Here is an 18893-nt window from a genome sequence, read left to right on the forward strand (position 1 = left end):
CTGCAGGATTGTATACGCGGGAACACACACCTGCCTCTATATTTTCTTGCAGTGCCGATTAGCACAGGAGGTGCTAATCGGCTCACTGGTTCAAAGATCTCAGACCAGCAGAGGCTCTCATGCTAGATACCCTGATCCTTTCCAGGATACAGTTTGCCGCAAATATCAGCTTTCATATTCTATTTCCAACAATCACCATCGCACTCGCGTGGATCGTTTTCTTTTTTAAATTACGCTACGACCAAACTAATAATCCGGTCTGGATGCGCGCATATCGTTTTTGGGTAAAAGTCTTTGCCCTGACATTTGCTCTCGGCGTAGTGAGTGGCATCACCATGTCATTCCAGTTCGGAACAAACTGGCCCGGCTTTATGGCCCAGGTCGGCAATATCGCCGGCCCGCTTCTCGGATACGAAGTACTTACTGCATTCTTTCTCGAAGCAACCTTTCTCGGCATTATGTTGTTTGGCATTAATAAGGTGCCAAGCAAAATACATACTTTATCTGCCTTTATTGTGGCAACAGGAACCACTCTATCCGCTTTTTGGATTATTGCTCTCAACTCCTGGATGCAAACACCTGCCGGATTCGATCTACGGGATGGGGTCGCCTACCCGGCAAGCTGGATGGAAATTATCTTTAACGCCTCTTTCCCCTACCGACTTACACATATGCTGCTGGCTTCGGGTTTGACGGCATCTTTCTTTGTTGCGGGGATTTCCGCTTATCGGATTCTTAAAGGAGACCCCAAACGCGCGCCCCGACTCGCCCTTAAAACAGGACTGATTCTCGCTGCCATCTTTATTCCGATTCAAATCTATGTGGGTGACTTACACGGACTCAACACTTTTGAGCACCAACCGCAAAAAGTCGCCGCAATGGAGGGAGTCTGGGAAACAGAGCGCGGTGCGCCCCTGCTGTTATTTGCGATACCCGACGGAGAAGAAAAAACCAACCATTTGGCGATCGGCATTCCCAAGATGGCCAGCCTTATCCTTACCCATGAGTGGGATGGTGAGATCAAGGGAATAAATGAATTCCCCGATAATCACCCACCGGTAGCCCCCGTATTTTTCGCCTTCCGCATTATGGTCGGCATAGGAATATTGATGCTGCTAACCGCTTGGGGAGGGGTCTACCTATTGCGCAAAGGTGAGCTGCCTCGCTGGATGCTTAAAACCCTGGTCGCGATGACATTCTCCGGCTGGATAGCCACCTTGGCCGGTTGGTATGTCACAGAAATTGGACGCCAACCCTGGCTCGTTACAGGAGTACTGAAAACCGCCGATGCTGTTACTCCAGTACCACCTTCCCATGTCGGTTTTTCCCTAACCCTTTATCTGGTTGTCTATGTGATATTGCTCTATGCGTACACAAGAACCCTGAAAGTGATGGCCCTGAAGTCTGTAAAAGTCGAGGAGTTTGAAACTCAGGAACTATTCGCCGGAACTAGCTTAACCAACCGCCCAAAAGATACTGAGAAAAATGACAAGGGGGAAGGCAAATGACCGGTAGCGCTTCTGCAGCGGCCTATTGGCTGCCTGTCGCCTTTGTCGCCCTTATGGGCCTGGCGGTAATAGTCTACGCAATTCTGGATGGCTACGATCTTGGCGTGGGCATTTTGCTCCCCATGGGAGAAGAGGAGGAATCCCAGCGGGATACCATGATCGCATCCATTGGCCCCTTTTGGGATGCCAACGAAACTTGGCTGGTGCTGGCAATCGGTTTGCTCCTGATTGCATTCCCAATCGCACACAACCTGGTGTTAATGCATCTATATATACCAGCTGCGATTATGCTGGTCGGGCTAATCATGCGAGGAGTGGCATTCGACTTTCGTGCCAAGGCTGCCATCGACAAAAAGCTAACCTGGGATCGAACCTTTAAAGCGGGGTCTATTATTACCAGCCTAGCGCAGGGGTACATGCTGGGGCAGTACGTGATTGGCTTTAAGCCCGACTGGTCTGCACAGCTTTTTTCAGCGCTCAGCGCTCTGGGAGTTACCGCCGCATACGCCTATATTGGCGGCGCCTGGCTGGTTCTTAAAACCGAGTCGGAGCTGCAAAAACGAGCGACCACATGGACCCGTTACGCAGGGCGGGCCACCCTGCTTGGGGTGGTTGCAGTATCGGCCATCAATCCACTGGTAAACCCAACCGTATTTGACCGATGGTTTACCTACCCTCTGGTTATGTTTGTACTACTCGTCCCCACCCTGTGCTTTATCGCCTTTGTCTCCAATGATGTTCTGCTGGCGAGAATGCCTAAGCCTGCGGACAGACATAAAGCGGTTCCTTTTTTTACCGTCGTTGTTATTTTTCTGATGTGCTTTGTCGGCCTGGCCTTCAGCTTTTTCCCTGATATTGTTCCCGGCCAACTAAATATTTGGCAGGCAGCCAGTGCCACCGCCTCATTAAAATTTATTCTTGTGGGTGCGGTAATAGTAGTTCCCGTCATCCTCGCCTATACCGTTTTCTCTTATTACGTCTTCCGAGGAAAGGCGACAGAGCTACATTATCACTAGCTGCATTTCCATTCGGCTGGCAGAAATACCCGCTAGCCGAATTTAATTAATTAATGTGGAACTACCCCACAAATCAAACAAGTTCTTCTTGCTCGCCTGAATTTGGTACGATTATAATAATCAATTCCAAAAGACAATTTTTTACATGGAAGTAAAGCGTATGCTAGCCCATGGCCAGTACCGCTTGTCTATAGGGGGAGGTAATTTGAACCAAATCGATCGACGAGCTATCAGCCGGCGCGACACTGCCAGTCCGCGCAAACCACAACGCAAAAATGGTCGGGAGAAGTATGAAAAGCTTCTTGACGCCCTTGAAGTATTAATTACTGAACAAGACTCTACGGATATTAGCCTCGCAAACCTTAGTCAGGTTGCAGGTGTTCCAGCAGCGTCTGTTTATCATTTCTTCCCAAGTGTAGATGCCAGCTTAACCGCCCTGGCCGAGCGTCACTATAAGTCTTTCGGTGACGTAGTATTGGGCCATTCGGATTTTTCTCCGTCAGAAAGCTGGCAGGATATGCTGAATCAGCTGTGCGACCTTGTGCGCGGCTACTATGAAGAGAATCTCGCAGCACTAAAAGTACATTTTGGACCTCAGTCCAGTTGGGCATTACGCCAACTACAAATGGAAAACAATTGGCGCCTGGCAGATACTCTGATCAAAAACCTGTCTCGGGAGTTTGAGTTGCCACCCTCTCAGGATTGGCGAGACCGGTTTATGTGTGCCATCAACATTAACGACTCTTTCTGCTCCCAGTCTTATTCCCGCTTTGGGAAAATAACAGAAGACTCTGCAGCAGAGGGGAAACGGGCCGCTGCAGCCTACTTAAAGCTCTATCTCGGTGAGCTTTTGCAGAGGCGCCAATTGCGCTTTGCACCACTGGAGGCTTCGGCCTAAGCCCAGTAGCAGAACCGCAACAAAAAAGCCCGACAAGTAATTGTCGGGCTTTTTTGTGCCCGTCACTTCCACCCAGCCCTCTGTTTAAGCCTCACCTGACTAACAATTACCGATAATCAAAAAAAAGAGGGTAAAAAATATTTGCTAATAAAATAGCTTCAACTTTTATATATATCAAATGGCTATATAAAGGCTTATATTAACTTCACTTTATAACTATGTTGATTAAGGGAAGCAGCGCTAGAATTGCATTTTTGTGACTGGCAAGACTGAACCTACACTTCATTAACTAATATCGATTGTGGAGGTCCCTTATGCCCATTGCTTCACACGAGCTCTCGGTGGATTTCCCAGAATATGCAGACACAATCAAGCAGCTCATCGAAGACGATATTCAATTCAAACTTGAAAACGACATCTACAGCAAACTGGATAAACAAATAAGAGGCCTTCAGGATAGTGGTATTGGCACCGACGACGATCACTATTCCAGCCTCAAAAAACAGAGAGCCTACTTAAAACAGCACCTCTATAACCGCATTACTTCAGTGATTACCCATCACTAAAGTACGCGTTAACAGTTGCTCGTAGCAGCACTGGCGGTCACTGCAGTTGCTGAAAGGGCACGCAGCCTAAAAGAGCTTGGCCTATGCAACTGTACTTGACCTTTTCCTCCCCCTTTGCGCGCAAGGCGCGCATTGTTGTGCAAGAACAGCGTCTGCACTCTGTGGTAACAGAGCATTTCTCTCACCCCTTTCACAATGACGACGAACTTATTTCCAGCAACCCCTTGGGAAAAGTCCCCTGCCTAACCCTGGATAATGGCTCCTCGATCATTGATAGCGAAGTCATCTGTGCGTTTCTGGATAAAAGCTTGGGGGATGGTCACTTATCTGCGCCACTGGATAACAATTGGGATCTGTATACTTTTCACAGTATCAGCTCTGGATTAATGGACGCAGCAGTGCATCTGCAAATGGAAAAGCTGCGCGCACGGGAAGAACTTAGGTCTGATTTTTGGTGGCAGCGCTATTTCAGTGCTATTGAGAGATCTCTAGATTACCTGGAAAAGCACCTGGATCGATTACCCGCCAGTCTTAGCTTGCCACATATTAACTTGTGCTCAGCACTATCCTATCTTGATTTTCGCCATGAAGATTTTGACTGGAGAAGTGACCACCCGAAACTTATGGCCATATCGGAAGATTTGGAGAAAAGTGAAAGCCTGAGTAAGTGTCAGCTGCATGAATAGTTACAAAATGCGGAATACCAACAAGAATAAGTTATCCCGCTATTTGTTCTGAACAGGTCAAAATACTGAGTAGTAAACTATTGTGTCAGGTGGAAAGGACACTCTACAACTGAGACTCGCTGTGATTACATCTCGGTAAGCTCGGAATCGGCATTCATTCTTAATGCGTTACTACAGCGCAGCGCATTCCTCATTTTAAGGCACCGTGACTCCATCAGCAGAATGTAGTCTATTTTAATTAATATAAATGCCACATTTTTTTACTAGCCTAATCCCTTTTGGAATACTCCCATGGCCAAACAACCGAAGAGTACTCTTTGGATAATTCTGCACAGTGTGGCCATTGTTGCAGTTTTATGTAACCTGCTAACGGGGCTCCGTATCTCCACCTTAACTAAGCCAAGTATTGGAAATATCGAAGAACTTTTACCTCAGGGACAGATTCATGATATTCACTTCTTTGTAGCAATTGTTACTTCAGCCATCCTTATCTGCTACTTATCCTATAAAGTAACAATTAAATTAAAAAATACAAACTCATACAGCGAACCTAATAAAACATCAATTAGCTACCATAGAGTAGTAACACGCATTGGTTCATTTTTTTTAATACTCATGATCTTAAGTGGATGGATTTTATTTATTGGTTCCGACAATGCTTCTATCTTTCGCCAGGCACACTTTTATAGTGCTTTTGCGATCCTACTCTATATATTCCTTCACGCTGGCGTTTACCTAACAACCTATGGCCTGAAGACTTTGAGTTATTTACTTCCCAATACTCGATCGGGCTATCGAACTTCAATTTTTACCTACTTATCTTTCGGCTGTGTCACTTTATTACTTTGGATTATTGTTACAAATAACAGTTACCACGATCTTACAGTTGAGAAAATAAGTCCGGAAACCTTTATAAACATAGATGGAATTTCCAAAGAATCCGCATGGTCATTAGCTACACCACTTAAAATCCATACTGACGGAGGTGCTAACTTTATTGATGGTAGCTCAACCGTCAACTTGAGAGCCTTGCATAACCAACAGGAAATATTTCTTCATATCACCTGGGAAGACCCTACTGAAAGCTTGAAACACCTACCACTGAAAAAAGTAGATTCTGGCTGGGAAGTACAACAGCAAGGTTTTCAAAATTTTAATGAAACCCGTCACTATGAAGATAAGTTTGCCATCCTGCTCTCCAATTCCTGTGATTTCGGTGCTTCGGGAACCTCTCACCTGGGCCGCAAACCATCAGCACAGTTGCCCGCAAATTGGCATGGCAAGGGCTACCACTACAGCTCATCCGATGAAATACACGATCTCTGGCACTGGAAAGCAGTAAGAACCAATAAAATGCACCTGGCAGATGACAATTATATTGGCAGGCCTGATATTGTAAGGCCAGGAGCACGCCGCTATACCGCAGGATATCTCCAGGATGGCAAAGAGTCCGGGGCATACTTAATGAACTGGAAGTGGTACTCCTCAAAAAACGTTACACCAAAAAGACTACCCAAAAGTCCCTCCAGCCTGACTCCATATCAAAACGAGGATACAAAGAGCGATTGGACTATTTCCTGGTTTGATTACCAACCATACGCGGCTGAAGATGACAATTATCCTATCAATACGATTATGCCTTCAGTCCTCTATACCTCAAATCGCTTTGAGGGAGATCGTGCCGATGTAAGGGCCTATGCTGTTTGGCAGGACGGCCAATGGTCTATGGAGATGGTGCGAAAATTAGATACTGGGTCAGCGTTAGATGTAGTAATAAAAGACGGCATTTGCCTCTGGGTTTCTGCCTTTGATCAGTCGCAAATTGCCCACACTCGCCACGCCCTCCCCGTCAAAATCAAGTTGGCAGATCAATAATGTTTGTGCGCATATTTTGGGTATTCATTTTTCCTGCAATCACGGTCTGTGCAGTCATACTGCACCAACCATCACAACCTCTGCCAAGTGAATACCACTTAGTTAAAATTGATAAAAATGGGGAGACTATCGAGGCTTGGGCAGGCCCCTGGTCCTGTATCTGCGACACCGATACAGGGCTTCTTTGGGAAGTAAAAACCGACGACGAAGGAATTCACGATGGAAGGTGGACCTATTCATGGTATCAATATGAAGAGGGTATAGAAAATAATGGAGATTGTTATTTTGAAGAAGAGCGGTGTGATACCGAGGACCTGATTCGCAATACCAATCAACAGAAATTGTGTGCAACGCAAAACTGGAGGCTCCCCGATATTACAGAGTTACGATCCATTATCCTGCAGGAGAGTAAATCTGGCAGACCTCTAATTGCGACTGAATATTTCCCGAAAACTCAAAGGGGAGATTACTGGACCCGTAATTTTGACAGGCCTTTATATGGCATCTACCAATATCTGGGAACAGGTGCTGGCGCAATCAATTTTATGAATGCAAAAACCATCACAATTCCCTATCGAAACGCCGCTTTCGTTCGTTTAGTCTCCAATCATTCAACGGCCTGTAATAAAGATCCACAATAATTCCGGCGCGCCGCACAAGTCTTTTGCAACTAATCTCTAAAGCTGCTGCGCCTGAAAAGAATAACCACTACTTACAGGAAACCCCCAATGAGACGGTTCTTAAGCACTGCTTTTGCTATCTCGGCTCTATGTTTGGCAATTGATGCCAGTTCAGCAACTAAACACCACAGATTGGCCTGGGATGGTGATGCATCCACCAGTGCCGTTATCGGTTTTTCGCCAGATGGCCACAGTAGTAACCCTTACATTAATTTTGGCTATTCAACCAATGAAAATAGCTGGAGCAGTCAAGGGGTTGATTCTACATCTACCTTCGATGGCAGCTTAGATAGCTACTTTGTCAGATTGGAAAACCTAACACCGGATTCAGCAGTTTACTATCGTGTGTGTGATCAGGACGGCTGTGGCGACCGGTTCTGGTTTAAAACGGCTCCTGCGGAGGAATCTCCCTTCGTCATAGTCGCTGGGGGAGATACCCGCACGGGGCATACAACACGGCGCGAGGGCAATGCTTTACTAGCCAAAATTCGCCCACTGGCCGTTATGCATGGCGGTGATTTTACCAACGCCAACAGTGCGTCGGAAATGGATGACTTTTTACAAGACTGGACGCTGACCTACTCCAACGACGAAATTGATGGCTATAGCTATCAACGTATTTACCCTCTAATACCTACCCATGGAAATCATGAGGATGACAACTATTCAACCACCTGCCAGGTCTTTGGTGTGGACTTCAATGCGGATGGTAGTTGTAGCCCCAGTGATACCTACGGCGCAGTACAAATTTCCCCCTATTGCGTGTCTACACACTAAACAGCCAGTTTCAAGAAAGCGGCTGGTCATCTTATGCTACCGCCATGAACAATTGGCTTGAGAGTGATTTAGCAGGGACTGGCGCCTACAGTCACTGGCGCTTTGCCCAGTACCACAAACCCATGTTCCCCCACTACAGCGGTAAATCTGACAACCCCACATTATTTAATTGGTGGGCACAACCCTTTTATGACTACGCCATGAATATGGTGGTCGAATCAGATACCCATCTCACCAAAGTCACCGAAGTCGTTGCCCCCAGTAATAGCGATTTTTCAACCAACGAAACCGGCGGCACCGTTTACGTTGGTGAGGGAAGCTGGGGAGCACCAGCTCGCTCAGCAAATGATGCCAAGTTTTGGACCATAGATATGGCCAGCATCCAGCAGTTCAAAGTTATCCAGGTCAGCTTTGACCAACTCACTGTACGCACAGCACAGTTCGATAACAGCGCAAGTACTCTAACACGAGAAGATCGAGCCAATAATCCTCTTGTATTACCGGAAAATATCAATTGGTGGAGCGCCAACCGAATTGGTGAAGCTATGGTTCTCGCACAAAATAACGTTGGCAGGAGCGTTATGCTTGAGGACGACACTGGTAATGGCGAACTGTCACTACCAGTGACTGATGACACATTTATTTCATCGCGCTACTCTTCCAGCAATTTTGACAATGACTCAGATGGACTTCTCGCAGATGGCAGTGATAGCACCTATGGAACGCTTTACTCACTGATTAAATTTGATCTCTCCAATTTATCTCACTGCTCGACGATAAATTCAGTTGAAATCGAATTTAATATCACCAACCGGTCCAGTAATAGTTACGGTATTTACTTGGCTGAATCCAACTGGAGTGAGGAATCAGCCACCTGGGATTCTGTCGGTGGATCAACGGTGCTTTCACAGTTGTTCGCCAGCTTTACCCCGTCGTCTACTGGTACCCAAGTGGTGAACTTGAGTTCATCAGGTCTTCTGGATAGTTGGCTGAACAATGAAAATACTGGCTTGGTCATTGCCTCACTGAGTGGCAGTGATGGGGTAGATATCTCTTCACAAGAAACCGGTATTGCCCCAGCCCTCAGGGTAACCGCCGATTGCAGCGATTCTATTAGTGAAGAGGTATCTCAAGTTGCTTCAGACGATGTGTTTATTTCATCCAGAAAAGAGGATGATAATTTCGATGGTGATAGCGATGGACTCCTCGCCGACGGCAGCGATCTAACCTATGGAACTCTCTATAGCCTCATTCGCTTTGACTTATCAGATTTAAGCTGTCGCCAGTATATTGATGCGACACTCGAATTGAATGTAACCAATACTTCCAGCAATAGCTACGGCATTTACATGGCAACACAAAGTTGGCGGGAAGAGTCGGCCACTTGGGATTCTGTCGGAGGTAGTTCTATTCTCGGACTTCAAGTGGGCAGCTTTATCCCCTCCTCTACCGGCCGACATCTCATTGACCTGGGAGCCTCAGGAATCGTCGACAGCTGGTTAAACGATAATAATAACGGCCTGGTCATCGCATCGGAACGGGGCATTAACGGTCTGGATTTAAGCTCCAAAGAGAGCGGGCAGAGCCCTCTTCTTACCTTACAGACACTCTGCAATTAATTGCCTTCAGGGCTCTCTGTCCGGAGAGCCTTATTTATCCCGTTCTGTGTATCTTATTTCTCCAACAGTGGTTTAGATTTACAATCCAAATTTTTTGGCACGAACTTCTTCAAAATATAAAAATATCAACGTCGCCCTACCCCAAAACCATAATTCCTTTAAATAAAAGAACCAGTAATTAAGTTTACCAATCTACCTTATTAATTCCTTTTAAACCTGACGCTATAAAATTTATATACTATTAACCCCATATCCAAGACTACGCTTCAGCCAAAGGGCAAAAGAAATCAGCGGTAAGGAATAGAGTCAGGTATTTCATCATCAAATAAATAATGAGCCAAAGGATGTACCAACGATCGTACGGAGATACTGTAAATGTTAATGAAATATAATCGTAGTTATGTCGCTTTATTAATCTCAATATTTATAGTCGCGCCATTTAGTGTCGCAGATACCCATGAGGAAGTCGTCACTGATCCAGTAATTCTTGAGGGTGCAGTAGAAGGACAGCCAAAGTCCAATCGGTTTTGGTGGCCTGATCAGCTGGATCTGCGTCCCCTCAGGCAGCACTCTCCAAGATCCAATCCAATGGGTGACAGCTTTGATTACGCTGCCGAATTCCAAACCCTGGATCTTAAAGCGGTAAAACAGGACATCGAAACTCAGCTCAAAACTTCACAGGACTGGTGGCCCGCAGACTACGGTCATTACGGCCCATTTATGATCCGAATGGCCTGGCACAGCGCTGGCACCTACCGGATCGGTGATGGTCGTGGTGGTGCCCGTGGCGGCCAACAGCGTTTCGATCCCCTCAACAGCTGGCCTGATAATGCCAACCTGGATAAAGCCCGCCGTCTACTCTGGCCCATCAAACAAAAATATGGGCGCAAATTGTCCTGGGCTGATCTTATGGTGCTAACCGGCAATGTAGCCCTGGAGTCCATGGGATTCCCCACTTACGGATTTGCCGGGGGGCGACAGGATGACTGGGAGCCCGACCTGGTTTATTGGGGGCCCGAAACCAAGATGCTCGCAGATGAGCGTTACACCGGCAACCGAGAGTTGGACAAGCCCCTGGGCGCTGTGCAAATGGGGCTTATTTATGTCAACCCGGAGGGCCCCAATGGCAATCCCGATCCGGTGGCTGCCGCCACAGATATCCGCGAAACCTTTGCCCGCATGGCGATGAATGACGAAGAGACAGTAGCCTTGATTGCTGGAGGGCATACTTTTGGTAAGGCTCACGGTGCAGTGAAAGCTGATTGCCTCGGCCCAGAGCCCGCCGCCGCCCCAATTGAGCAACAGGGGCTTGGCTGGAAAAATAAGTGTGGGAAAGGTAATGCCGACGACACAATGACATCCGGCCTGGAAGGGGCCTGGTCTGCCGCCCCGATCAATTGGAGCCAGCAGTATCTGGACAACCTTTTTAAATTCAATTGGGTCAAAACAAAAAGTCCAGCTGGTGCCGTTCAGTGGATACCCGATGATCAGAGCGCGGCAAATCTGGTGCCCGATGCATTCGACAAGAACAAGCGCCATGCCCCCATCATGTTTACCACGGATTTATCCCTTAAGTTCGATCCCAGCTACAAAGAAATTGCCAAGCGGTTTCAGGAAAATCCGGAAGAATTTCAACGCGCCTTTGCCAAAGCCTGGTTCAAGCTGACTCATCGGGATATGGGCCCTCGCGCGCGCTATTTGGGAGCGGAGGTGCCCGAAGAAGATTTAATTTGGCAAGACCCTATCCCCAAAGTTGATCACTCTCTGATTGACAGCCGGGATATAAATTCTCTCAAAGCAAAAATACTGGCGGCAGGCATTAGCGTTCCCGATCTGGTGAGGACTGCCTGGGCCTCTGCTTCTACCTTCCGTGGTTCAGATTTTCGCGGTGGCGCCAATGGTGGCCGTCTTCGCCTGGAACCCCAAAAGGACTGGTCGGTAAACGATCCCACTGAACTATCACAAGTCCTGGCATCGCTGGAAAAAGTCCAGCAGGAATTTAACAGCTCCCAATCCGGGGGCAAAAAAATCTCAATGGCAGATATCATTGTACTTGGGGGCGCAGCAGCCATTGAAAAAGCTGCAGAGCAGGGCGGGCATAAAATTCAGGTCCCCTTCAAGCCTGGACGCACCGATGCTTCCCAGGAACAAACAGATGTTAATTCTTTTGCGGTACTACAACCTCTGGCCGATGGCTTCCGCAACTACTTTGGCGATGGTTATGGGAGAACCCCTACAGAGTTATTAGTTGATAAAGCCAGCCTGTTAACCCTGAGTGTGCCTGAAATGACTGTTCTGGTTGGTGGAATGCGCGCACTTAATGCAAATACCGACTCCTCACAGAATGGTGTACTTACTCAGCGCCCCGGCACACTGACGAATGATTTCTTTGTGAACCTGCTCGATATGTCTACTGTCTGGTCCAAGTCGGCAAAATCAGAGGGTATCTATGAAGGAAAAGATCGCAAAAGTGGCCAGGCAAAGTGGACAGCCACACCTGTAGATCTGATTTTTGGTTCAAACTCTGAATTAAGGGCAGTCGCAGAGGTTTATGCTTCCAGTGATGGCGCTGACAAGTTTGTAAATGATTTTGTGCAGGCCTGGACCAAGGTAATGAATTTGGATCGGGTTGATCAGCCTCAGTCTTAAGAATCATATACCTCAATAAAGAAAAAACCGAGGCTAGCCTCGGTTTTTTCTTCTGGGAGATTATTTAAGTTTTAATCCTGCCCCTTTAAATGCCGATCAAAAAATCGCTTGATCATGCTGTATTGGTGGATGCGAGTCTGCTTACCGCGCAAGCTATGCTTCTTGCCTGGATAAGTCATCAGCTCAAATTGTTGGCCGTTGTCCTGCATCTGTTTTATGAGTTTAGTGGTATTGGTAAACAACACATTGTCATCCGCCATGCCATGATAAATCAGCAGATCACCTTGTAAGCCCTTCGCATAGGGAAACACAGAAGATGCCTCATAGGCATCCATATCCTTGGTTGGATTGCCCATATAACGCTCAGTGTAATGGGTATCATACAGCGTCCAGTCCGTAACCGGCGCACCCGATACCCCCGCCTTAAAGTAGTCTCCGGCTTTGAACATACTCATCAGTGCCATGTAACCACCGTAGCTGTGACCGAAGATACCTACTTTATTTTTATCAACGTAAGGCAAGGTACGCAGGAATTCAACGCCGGTAATTTGATCTTCCACTTCAGGAGATCCCATATTCTTAAAGATAGGATTCTCAAAAGTGGTACCGCGGTTTGCTGAACCACGATTATCTAGGGAAAAAACAATATAACCCTGTTGGGCCATATACTGGTTGAATAGCTTATCCCAGCTATTGGTAACCACCTGAGCGTGTGGACCACCATAGACAAACACCATTACCGGGTAACTTTTCTTCGCATCAAAATTAGCAGGTTTGTACAAGCGGTAGAAAAGCTCCTGGCCATGGGGCGCCTCAATACTGCCAAATTCCGGAGTGATCCATTGATCTTTATAAGGATAGAGAGGGTGAACACGATTTACAGCGTTCTGCTCAAGCCAGGTGATTCTGGCCCCTGAGCTGCTGTGCAGGCTCACTTGAGGCGGCGTGGTAACGCTGGAAAATTTATCAATATATCCAGAGGCATCCTCAGAAAATTCGATAGAGTGCATACCACTACGCTGTGAAATTCTCTTAATGTCGCTCTCCCCTTGCAGGGAGACTGCATAGAGATGCCTCTCGATTGGAGTATCTTTTCGTGCGGTAAAATACAGACGGTTAGCCTGCTCATCAACAGCCTCTAACTCGTCAACCACCCAATCTCCCTTAGTCAATTGTGCCTGTAATCTGCCGCCAAAATCATATTTATACAGGTGTTTGAAGCCATCCCTCTCCGATGACCAAATAAAAGCATCGCTATCTTCCAAAAAGTGGAGATCATGGCTCAGGTTAACCCAGGTATTGCTGGACTCGGTAAGGAGCGTTCGGGTTTTTCCCGTATTGAGATTGTAAGCACGAAGCTCTAACTTTTGCTGGTCTCGAGATTGCCACTGGAAAGTTAGCAGGTGATCACGGGCCCATTTTACTCGGGGAATATAAATATCCTGATTATCTCCCAGGTTGACCCAACGGATATCCCCCGAATCAATATCTATAAGGCCAAGTCGGATTTTTGCGTTCGCACGCCCAGCAGCGGGGTAACGTTGCTGTATCATTTCGATACGATCCGCATAGATTTCGCTACGGGTTACCTGATCAACTGGCGACTCATCAACTTGCAGGAAAGCAATATGCCGATCATCAGGAGACCACCAATAACCGGTCATCCGGTCCATTTCCTCCTGGGCAACAAACTCAGCCATTCCATTTTTAATATGATCTTTGCCGTCGCTGGTTAGCTGCTTTTCCCTACCGGTTTTCAGATCGACAATATAGATATTTTGGTCGCGAATAAACGAAACAAAGTGCCCCTCGGGAGAAACCTTTACATCGGTTTCAAAGGTTTCCGTTTCAGTCAGTCGACGCGAAGAACGGTCCTTGAGATCGTAATAGTAAATATCGCCGGCCAAAGGGAACAACAGAGACCGACCATCCTCTGACCAGCTGTACTCCATTATTCCACTACCATAAATTCGCTGGCGCTCCCGTCTTGCCTTTTCCTCATCCGAAAGAGTTTCACTACCGCTGTGCAGACTATCGGAATTGACCAAAATTCGGGACTGACCGTCTTTCAGGTTGTACTCCCAAAGATCGTAACGGTTGTAATCTTCAACTCTACCTTTGAGGAAAGTTACGCGCTGCCCATCAGGTGAATATTCCAGCGCTCGGGGAGCGGTACCACTCAGAGCCGGGTCGGAGAATAACCGTTCAATGCTGAGTGACTCTGCAGAACATATTCCTGCAAAAGTACATCCAAGTAATGCAAGCAGTGCTTGTTTCATAGGAAAACTCTTTATATTAAGTATTGTTGGCAATTCACGTACCACCTTGCTAGCAGGGGTATTATTTAGAAAATTCTGATTAATTCCATGTTATCTCCGGCATCCTTAGGAGCCGGCCTAAATGGCATCCAGGTAAGCCATAGCTTCTCTTTGGGACTTGTTCTGATCACCAGAAGTATCTCAAATTTATCGGAAACCCTCTAAAAAATGCAGCTATATTGTGGATAGAGCAAACCGGTGAAGGATTCTACAACGGAACCTTCCGGGACATGCAGTACCTTACAGTTTTGGGTTTGCGCACAAACAATCCTGCTGCAATAGCCCCCTTTACAAATGTTTACTCTGCTTAACCAACATTTGTGGTTAGCTAATGTCGGACTAAAGCTTTTATCAAAATACGGGGTAACAATAATGAAGGTTCATCTCTTTGCATCTGCAGCTGTGATTTTGATCGCTGCTGGCTGTAGCTCTACACCAGAGATCCCCACCACTGAATCGTTTGTCACTGACATCACCGAACTGGGCCATCGTCGCTTTACCTACAAGGCAACCATTGGGGCCGGCCCCAAGGGCCAAGGCGGTAAGCGTGGTGGTCCGGGTGGTGGAGGTCCAGGTGGTGGTGGTCCCGGCGGCGGTGGTAAGGGTAGTGGTGGCCCAGGAGGTGGCGGTCCCGGCGGCGCCAATTCTGGAGATGTGAAGAAAGTTGCCCGGCAGAGAATGGAACTCTTGCTAGCCGAAAGTGGCTTCTGTCCCAATGGCTGGTTCCTGATCGAACAAACTTTTGACCAGAACAGAGCTGAAATTATTGGCGAGTGTCGGGCGGTTGCACGATAAGCTTACGCCTCTCACTTTGGCTCTATGTATTCTGCTCGTATTGCTTTATACATAGCAAGCGCGAAACCCTTTACCCAAACAGCCCCTCAACTGAGGGGCTAACTTCACTAGTCCGTAATTTATCCAGCCTAATATATATGTCTGCTCAACAATGAGTCTGCATGGAACCTTAAGTGCTCCTCAATAAATGAAGCGATGAAATAGTAACTGTGATCGTAACCTGCATGGTGCTCTATCCGAAGAGGATAATCACTGGCTTCAGCAGCTGTTTGCAGGGAATGTGGTCTCAACTGTTCCTCAAGAAACTCATCCTGTTCCCCCTGAGAAACCAAAATCGGAGTTTTCTCTACAGCGCGCCCCATTAGCACTGTTGCGTCATATGGTTCCCAGCTCTTGGGATCAGCTCCCAAGTAAGTTCCCAGCGCCTTTTCTCCCCAAGGACAAGCAATAGGATTGCAAATTGGACTAAAAGCAGAAATTGATTGATATCGCTTGGGGTTTCGCAGGCCGATTACCAGGGCACCATGGCCGCCCATGGAGTGCCCGCAAATCCCGCGTCGACCATTGGTGGGGAAATGAAGTTCTACAAGGCTTGGAAGTTCATCCACGACATAGTCATACATTTGATAATGCTGTTTCCAGGGTTCTTGGGTCGCGTTCACATAAAAACCAGCCCCCTGCCCCAGATCATAACCCGGGTCATCCGCCACATCGTCTCCTCTGGGGCTGGTATCGGGTATCACTAAGATAATCCCTAACTCTGCAGCGACTCTCTGAGCACCAGCCTTTTGACTGAAGTTTTCATCCGTGCACGTCAAGCCCGAAAGCCAATAAACAACAGGATATTTCCTCTGTGTATTCCCCTCTGCATCCTGTGGTAAAAAAATGGAGAAGACCATAGAACAGTTGAGCGTGCTGGATTTATGTCGGTAACGCTGCTGAAAACCGTCAAAAGATTTAGTACTGCTAACCAATTCAATCGACATTTTAAGTGGTCCTATCAAGCCTGCTGGAAATGAATAACACTGCGAATACTTTTACCTTCATGCATTAAATCGAAGGCATCATTTATTTGCTCAAGGGGCATTGAGTGAGTAATAAAGTCATTCAATTTAAATTCTCCAGCCAGGTAACGCTCTACGAAAGAAGGCAATTCAGAGCGCCCCTTTACACCGCCGAATGCTGATCCCTTCCAAACCCGCCCTGTAACCAACTGGAATGGGCGGGTACTGATTTCCTGTCCGGCACCTGCCACTCCAATAATAATGGATTCCCCCATCCTTTGTGGCAAGACTCCAAGGCAGCTCTCATCAGGTTAACATTGCCCACACACTCAAAAGAATAATCCACTCCGCCATCGGTAAGCTCTACGATAACCTCTTGAATAGGCTTATCGTAAGCCTTGGGGTTAATACACTCAGTGGCTCCCAACTTCTTCGCCAGCGCAAATTTGTCCTCATTAATATCGACACCAATAATTCGTGAGGCGCCAGCCATCTTGGCTCCGATCACTGCGGATAAACCAATTCCGCCCAAACCAAAAATTGCCACACAGGAGCCCGGCTCAACCTTGGCGGTATTGGTAACGGCTCCCATTCCCGTAGTAACACCACAACCCAGCAGACAAACCTCATTTGAGGGGGCTTCGGGATTAATTTTGGCCACAGATATCTCAGGAAGGACTGTGTACTCAGAAAAAGTAGAGCATCCCATATAATGGAAAATGGGTTTCCCATTCACCGAAAAACGTGTCGATCCGTCAGGCATTAATCCTTTGCCCTGGGTGCTCCTGATTTTTTGGCACAAATTAGTCTTTCCAGAGAGACAAAACTTACATTCGCCACATTCAGGGGTATACAAAGGAATTACATGATCCCCGACAGAGACACTGGTCACCCCCTCACCAACGGATTCAACAACACCCGCACCTTCGTGACCGAGGATTGCCGGGAATACCCCTTCAGGATCATCTCCTGACAAAGTGAACGCATCTGTGTGACAAACGCCGGTGGCGTGTAATTTCACGCGAACTTCACCCCGTTGGGGAGGCATAACATCGACATCCTCAATAACCAAACGCTCCCCAGGCCCCCAAGCTACAGCTGCTTTACAACGGATTGTCTCTGCACTCATTTTCAATTCTGCCTTTCATCATTCGTTCCAGTGGCGCCCAGCATAGTCCCCTAAGATTATTGGTGCAAAGCCAAGCGCCGCTGCTGAAGTAAAATCAGGAAAAATCTAAAAGCTCACCCTTATAGTAATAATTGGTAGCGCCGAACAATTATTCAAAATAATTCCTTTAATTGATTAACAATTAATAGCTTGTCGCTTCCTCCACTGCAGTGGGGAGCTTCCATGAATGGCTCGAAATGCTTTTGAGAAAGCACTGATATCGGTGTAGCCCAAACTTGCTGATAGTAATCCCACATCAATACTTGAGGCCCGTAGATGCCAGCGAGCAGTCTTCATTCGCGCCCCCTGTACCAACTGCTTAAAGGAGGTTCCCGCTTCATTTAAACGGCGCTGAAGCGTTCTCATTGGCATACCGAGTAAGCGAGAAATTTGCTCCAGGGAGTGCTGCTGGGCCCCGAGAGTTTGAAGGATTAAGACTTGAACCTGTCGGCTGATATCACCCTTGTGCTCTGCCAATAAGCACTTGGAAAACTCCTCAAAATATCTCATAAGACCGCTGCTGGGTTTAGCGAGGGGATAGTTCATCAATGATCCATCAAAAACCAAGCGATCTCGATCTTGCTCAAAACTAGCCTCAATGCCAAAAAAATTTTGGTAACTACTCAGCGGAGATTGGGGCTTATGCCGAAATGAAACAGAGCGGGGAGATACTTTAGAGCCAACCATCTCCTGTATCAGGCGATAGGCAGCGCCTACTGAAAGTTCAGTATACTGTTGCGCGGGAATTGCGTCGGGGAAGTGATTAACTCTCTCTGCAATCAAGCAGTCATCGGTTTGGTAAATTTTCCAGTGGTCCGCCTGGTTGTGTAACACCATATACCGGTGAGTTACTGTCAAAGCACTGGATAGATTCTCACTTTCCAGTATCAGCTTACCAAGGACGCCCAGCATACGTAGCCCTTGCTTCCCCGCCAATCGCAAGCCAAAGTCACTACAGGACAAGTCCCGTGAACACAAATTAAGGAGGTCCACCAGCGTTGCAATGGGGATCAAGATATTTGGACGACGTGTACAATCCGCAGGAAGCCCCACTTGCGCTAAAAAATCTGATGACTGACCACCGAGCTGTGGCACCAATAGATTAAACCCAGCCAGCGCACCACTGCGAATTTCATAGATAGGCTTCATGTTTTATAGCTACCATATTGCCAACCTCTCATTTGCACTATCACACAGTGTCTAGGAATAATGAGCATCGGACAATAGCTATATCATATAACATAGCTCTTCAACTAACTGGGACTACCCCTATCCACAAACGCAACTTATTTGAAGGCTAGTGCCTGACTATTGTGGCACTTTCCACTATCTAC

Annotated in this window: 14 protein-coding genes and 1 pseudogene; 11 read left to right on the plus strand and 4 right to left on the minus strand. The window is 47.1% G+C overall.

The window, feature by feature from the left end:
* Positions 1–119 precede the first annotated feature (119 nt).
* The 10 genes from QT397_23165 to katG all read left to right on the plus strand — a co-directional run bounded on the left by QT397_23165 (position 120) and on the right by katG (position 12274).
* Positions 120–1508 (plus strand): cytochrome ubiquinol oxidase subunit I, encoded by a 1389-nt coding sequence (locus QT397_23165; protein ID WNZ55712.1) that lies wholly within the window; start codon positions 120–122, stop codon positions 1506–1508.
* Positions 1505–2524, plus strand: coding sequence for a cytochrome d ubiquinol oxidase subunit II (cydB, locus tag QT397_23170; protein WNZ55713.1), 1020 nt, complete (start codon positions 1505–1507; stop codon positions 2522–2524). Before QT397_23165 ends, cydB begins: the two co-directional genes overlap by 4 nt.
* A gap of 205 nt (positions 2525–2729) precedes the next feature.
* Positions 2730–3422: a TetR/AcrR family transcriptional regulator gene (locus QT397_23175; protein ID WNZ55714.1), complete on the plus strand. Its 693-nt coding sequence runs from the start codon at positions 2730–2732 to the stop codon at positions 3420–3422.
* Between the two features lie 314 nt (positions 3423–3736).
* Positions 3737–3988, plus strand: a complete 252-nt coding sequence (locus QT397_23180; protein ID WNZ55715.1) for a DUF465 domain-containing protein — start codon at positions 3737–3739, stop codon at positions 3986–3988.
* Between the two features lie 83 nt (positions 3989–4071).
* Positions 4072–4674, plus strand: a complete 603-nt coding sequence (locus tag QT397_23185) for a glutathione S-transferase N-terminal domain-containing protein (protein ID WNZ55716.1) — start codon at positions 4072–4074, stop codon at positions 4672–4674.
* Between the two features lie 291 nt (positions 4675–4965).
* Positions 4966–6549 carry an ethylbenzene dehydrogenase-related protein gene (locus QT397_23190; protein WNZ55717.1) on the plus strand — a complete coding sequence of 528 codons (1584 nt, stop codon included), beginning with the start codon at positions 4966–4968 and terminating at the stop codon, positions 6547–6549.
* Entirely contained in the window at positions 6549–7190 is a 642-nt protein-coding gene (locus QT397_23195) for a DUF1566 domain-containing protein (GenBank protein WNZ55718.1), read from the plus strand. Before QT397_23190 ends, QT397_23195 begins: the two co-directional genes overlap by 1 nt.
* Before the next feature lie 87 nt (positions 7191–7277).
* Entirely contained in the window at positions 7278–8006 is a 729-nt protein-coding gene (locus tag QT397_23200) for a fibronectin type III domain-containing protein (protein ID WNZ55719.1), read from the plus strand.
* Positions 8007–8050: 44 nt separating this feature from the next.
* A complete protein-coding gene (locus tag QT397_23205) occupies positions 8051–9625 on the plus strand; it encodes a DNRLRE domain-containing protein (protein ID WNZ55720.1) in 1575 nt (524 codons plus the stop codon).
* Between the two features lie 381 nt (positions 9626–10006).
* The gene (katG, locus tag QT397_23210; GenBank protein WNZ55721.1) at positions 10007–12274 is read left to right on the plus strand and encodes a catalase/peroxidase HPI; all 2268 of its coding nucleotides are present in this window, start codon (positions 10007–10009) and stop codon (positions 12272–12274) included.
* Positions 12275–12345: 71 nt separating this feature from the next.
* Here katG and QT397_23215 read toward each other — a convergent pair whose 3' ends face one another.
* Positions 12346–14553 (minus strand): DPP IV N-terminal domain-containing protein, encoded by a 2208-nt coding sequence (locus QT397_23215; GenBank protein WNZ55722.1) that lies wholly within the window; start codon positions 14551–14553, stop codon positions 12346–12348.
* A gap of 411 nt (positions 14554–14964) precedes the next feature.
* On the opposite strand from QT397_23215, the gene QT397_23220 reads away from it, so the two are divergent.
* Complete coding sequence (locus QT397_23220) at positions 14965–15387, plus strand: hypothetical protein (GenBank protein WNZ55723.1); 423 nt, start codon at positions 14965–14967, stop codon at positions 15385–15387.
* A gap of 128 nt (positions 15388–15515) precedes the next feature.
* Here the strand turns inward: QT397_23220 and fghA are convergent, their stop codons facing one another.
* The 3 genes and pseudogenes from fghA to QT397_23235 form a co-directional block, all read right to left on the minus strand.
* The gene (fghA, locus tag QT397_23225; GenBank protein ID WNZ55724.1) at positions 15516–16373 is read right to left on the minus strand and encodes an S-formylglutathione hydrolase; all 858 of its coding nucleotides are present in this window, start codon (positions 16371–16373) and stop codon (positions 15516–15518) included.
* A 14-nt stretch (positions 16374–16387) separates the two neighbouring features.
* A pseudogene (locus tag QT397_23230) lies at positions 16388–17520 on the minus strand (S-(hydroxymethyl)glutathione dehydrogenase/class III alcohol dehydrogenase).
* A 174-nt stretch (positions 17521–17694) separates the two neighbouring features.
* Positions 17695–18708 carry an AraC family transcriptional regulator ligand-binding domain-containing protein gene (locus QT397_23235; protein ID WNZ55725.1) on the minus strand — a complete coding sequence of 338 codons (1014 nt, stop codon included), beginning with the start codon at positions 18706–18708 and terminating at the stop codon, positions 17695–17697.
* Between the last annotated feature and the right edge of the window lie 185 nt (positions 18709–18893).

It is taken from the genome of Microbulbifer sp. MKSA007, from assembly GCA_032615215.1.
Taxonomy (GTDB): domain Bacteria; phylum Pseudomonadota; class Gammaproteobacteria; order Pseudomonadales; family Cellvibrionaceae; genus Microbulbifer.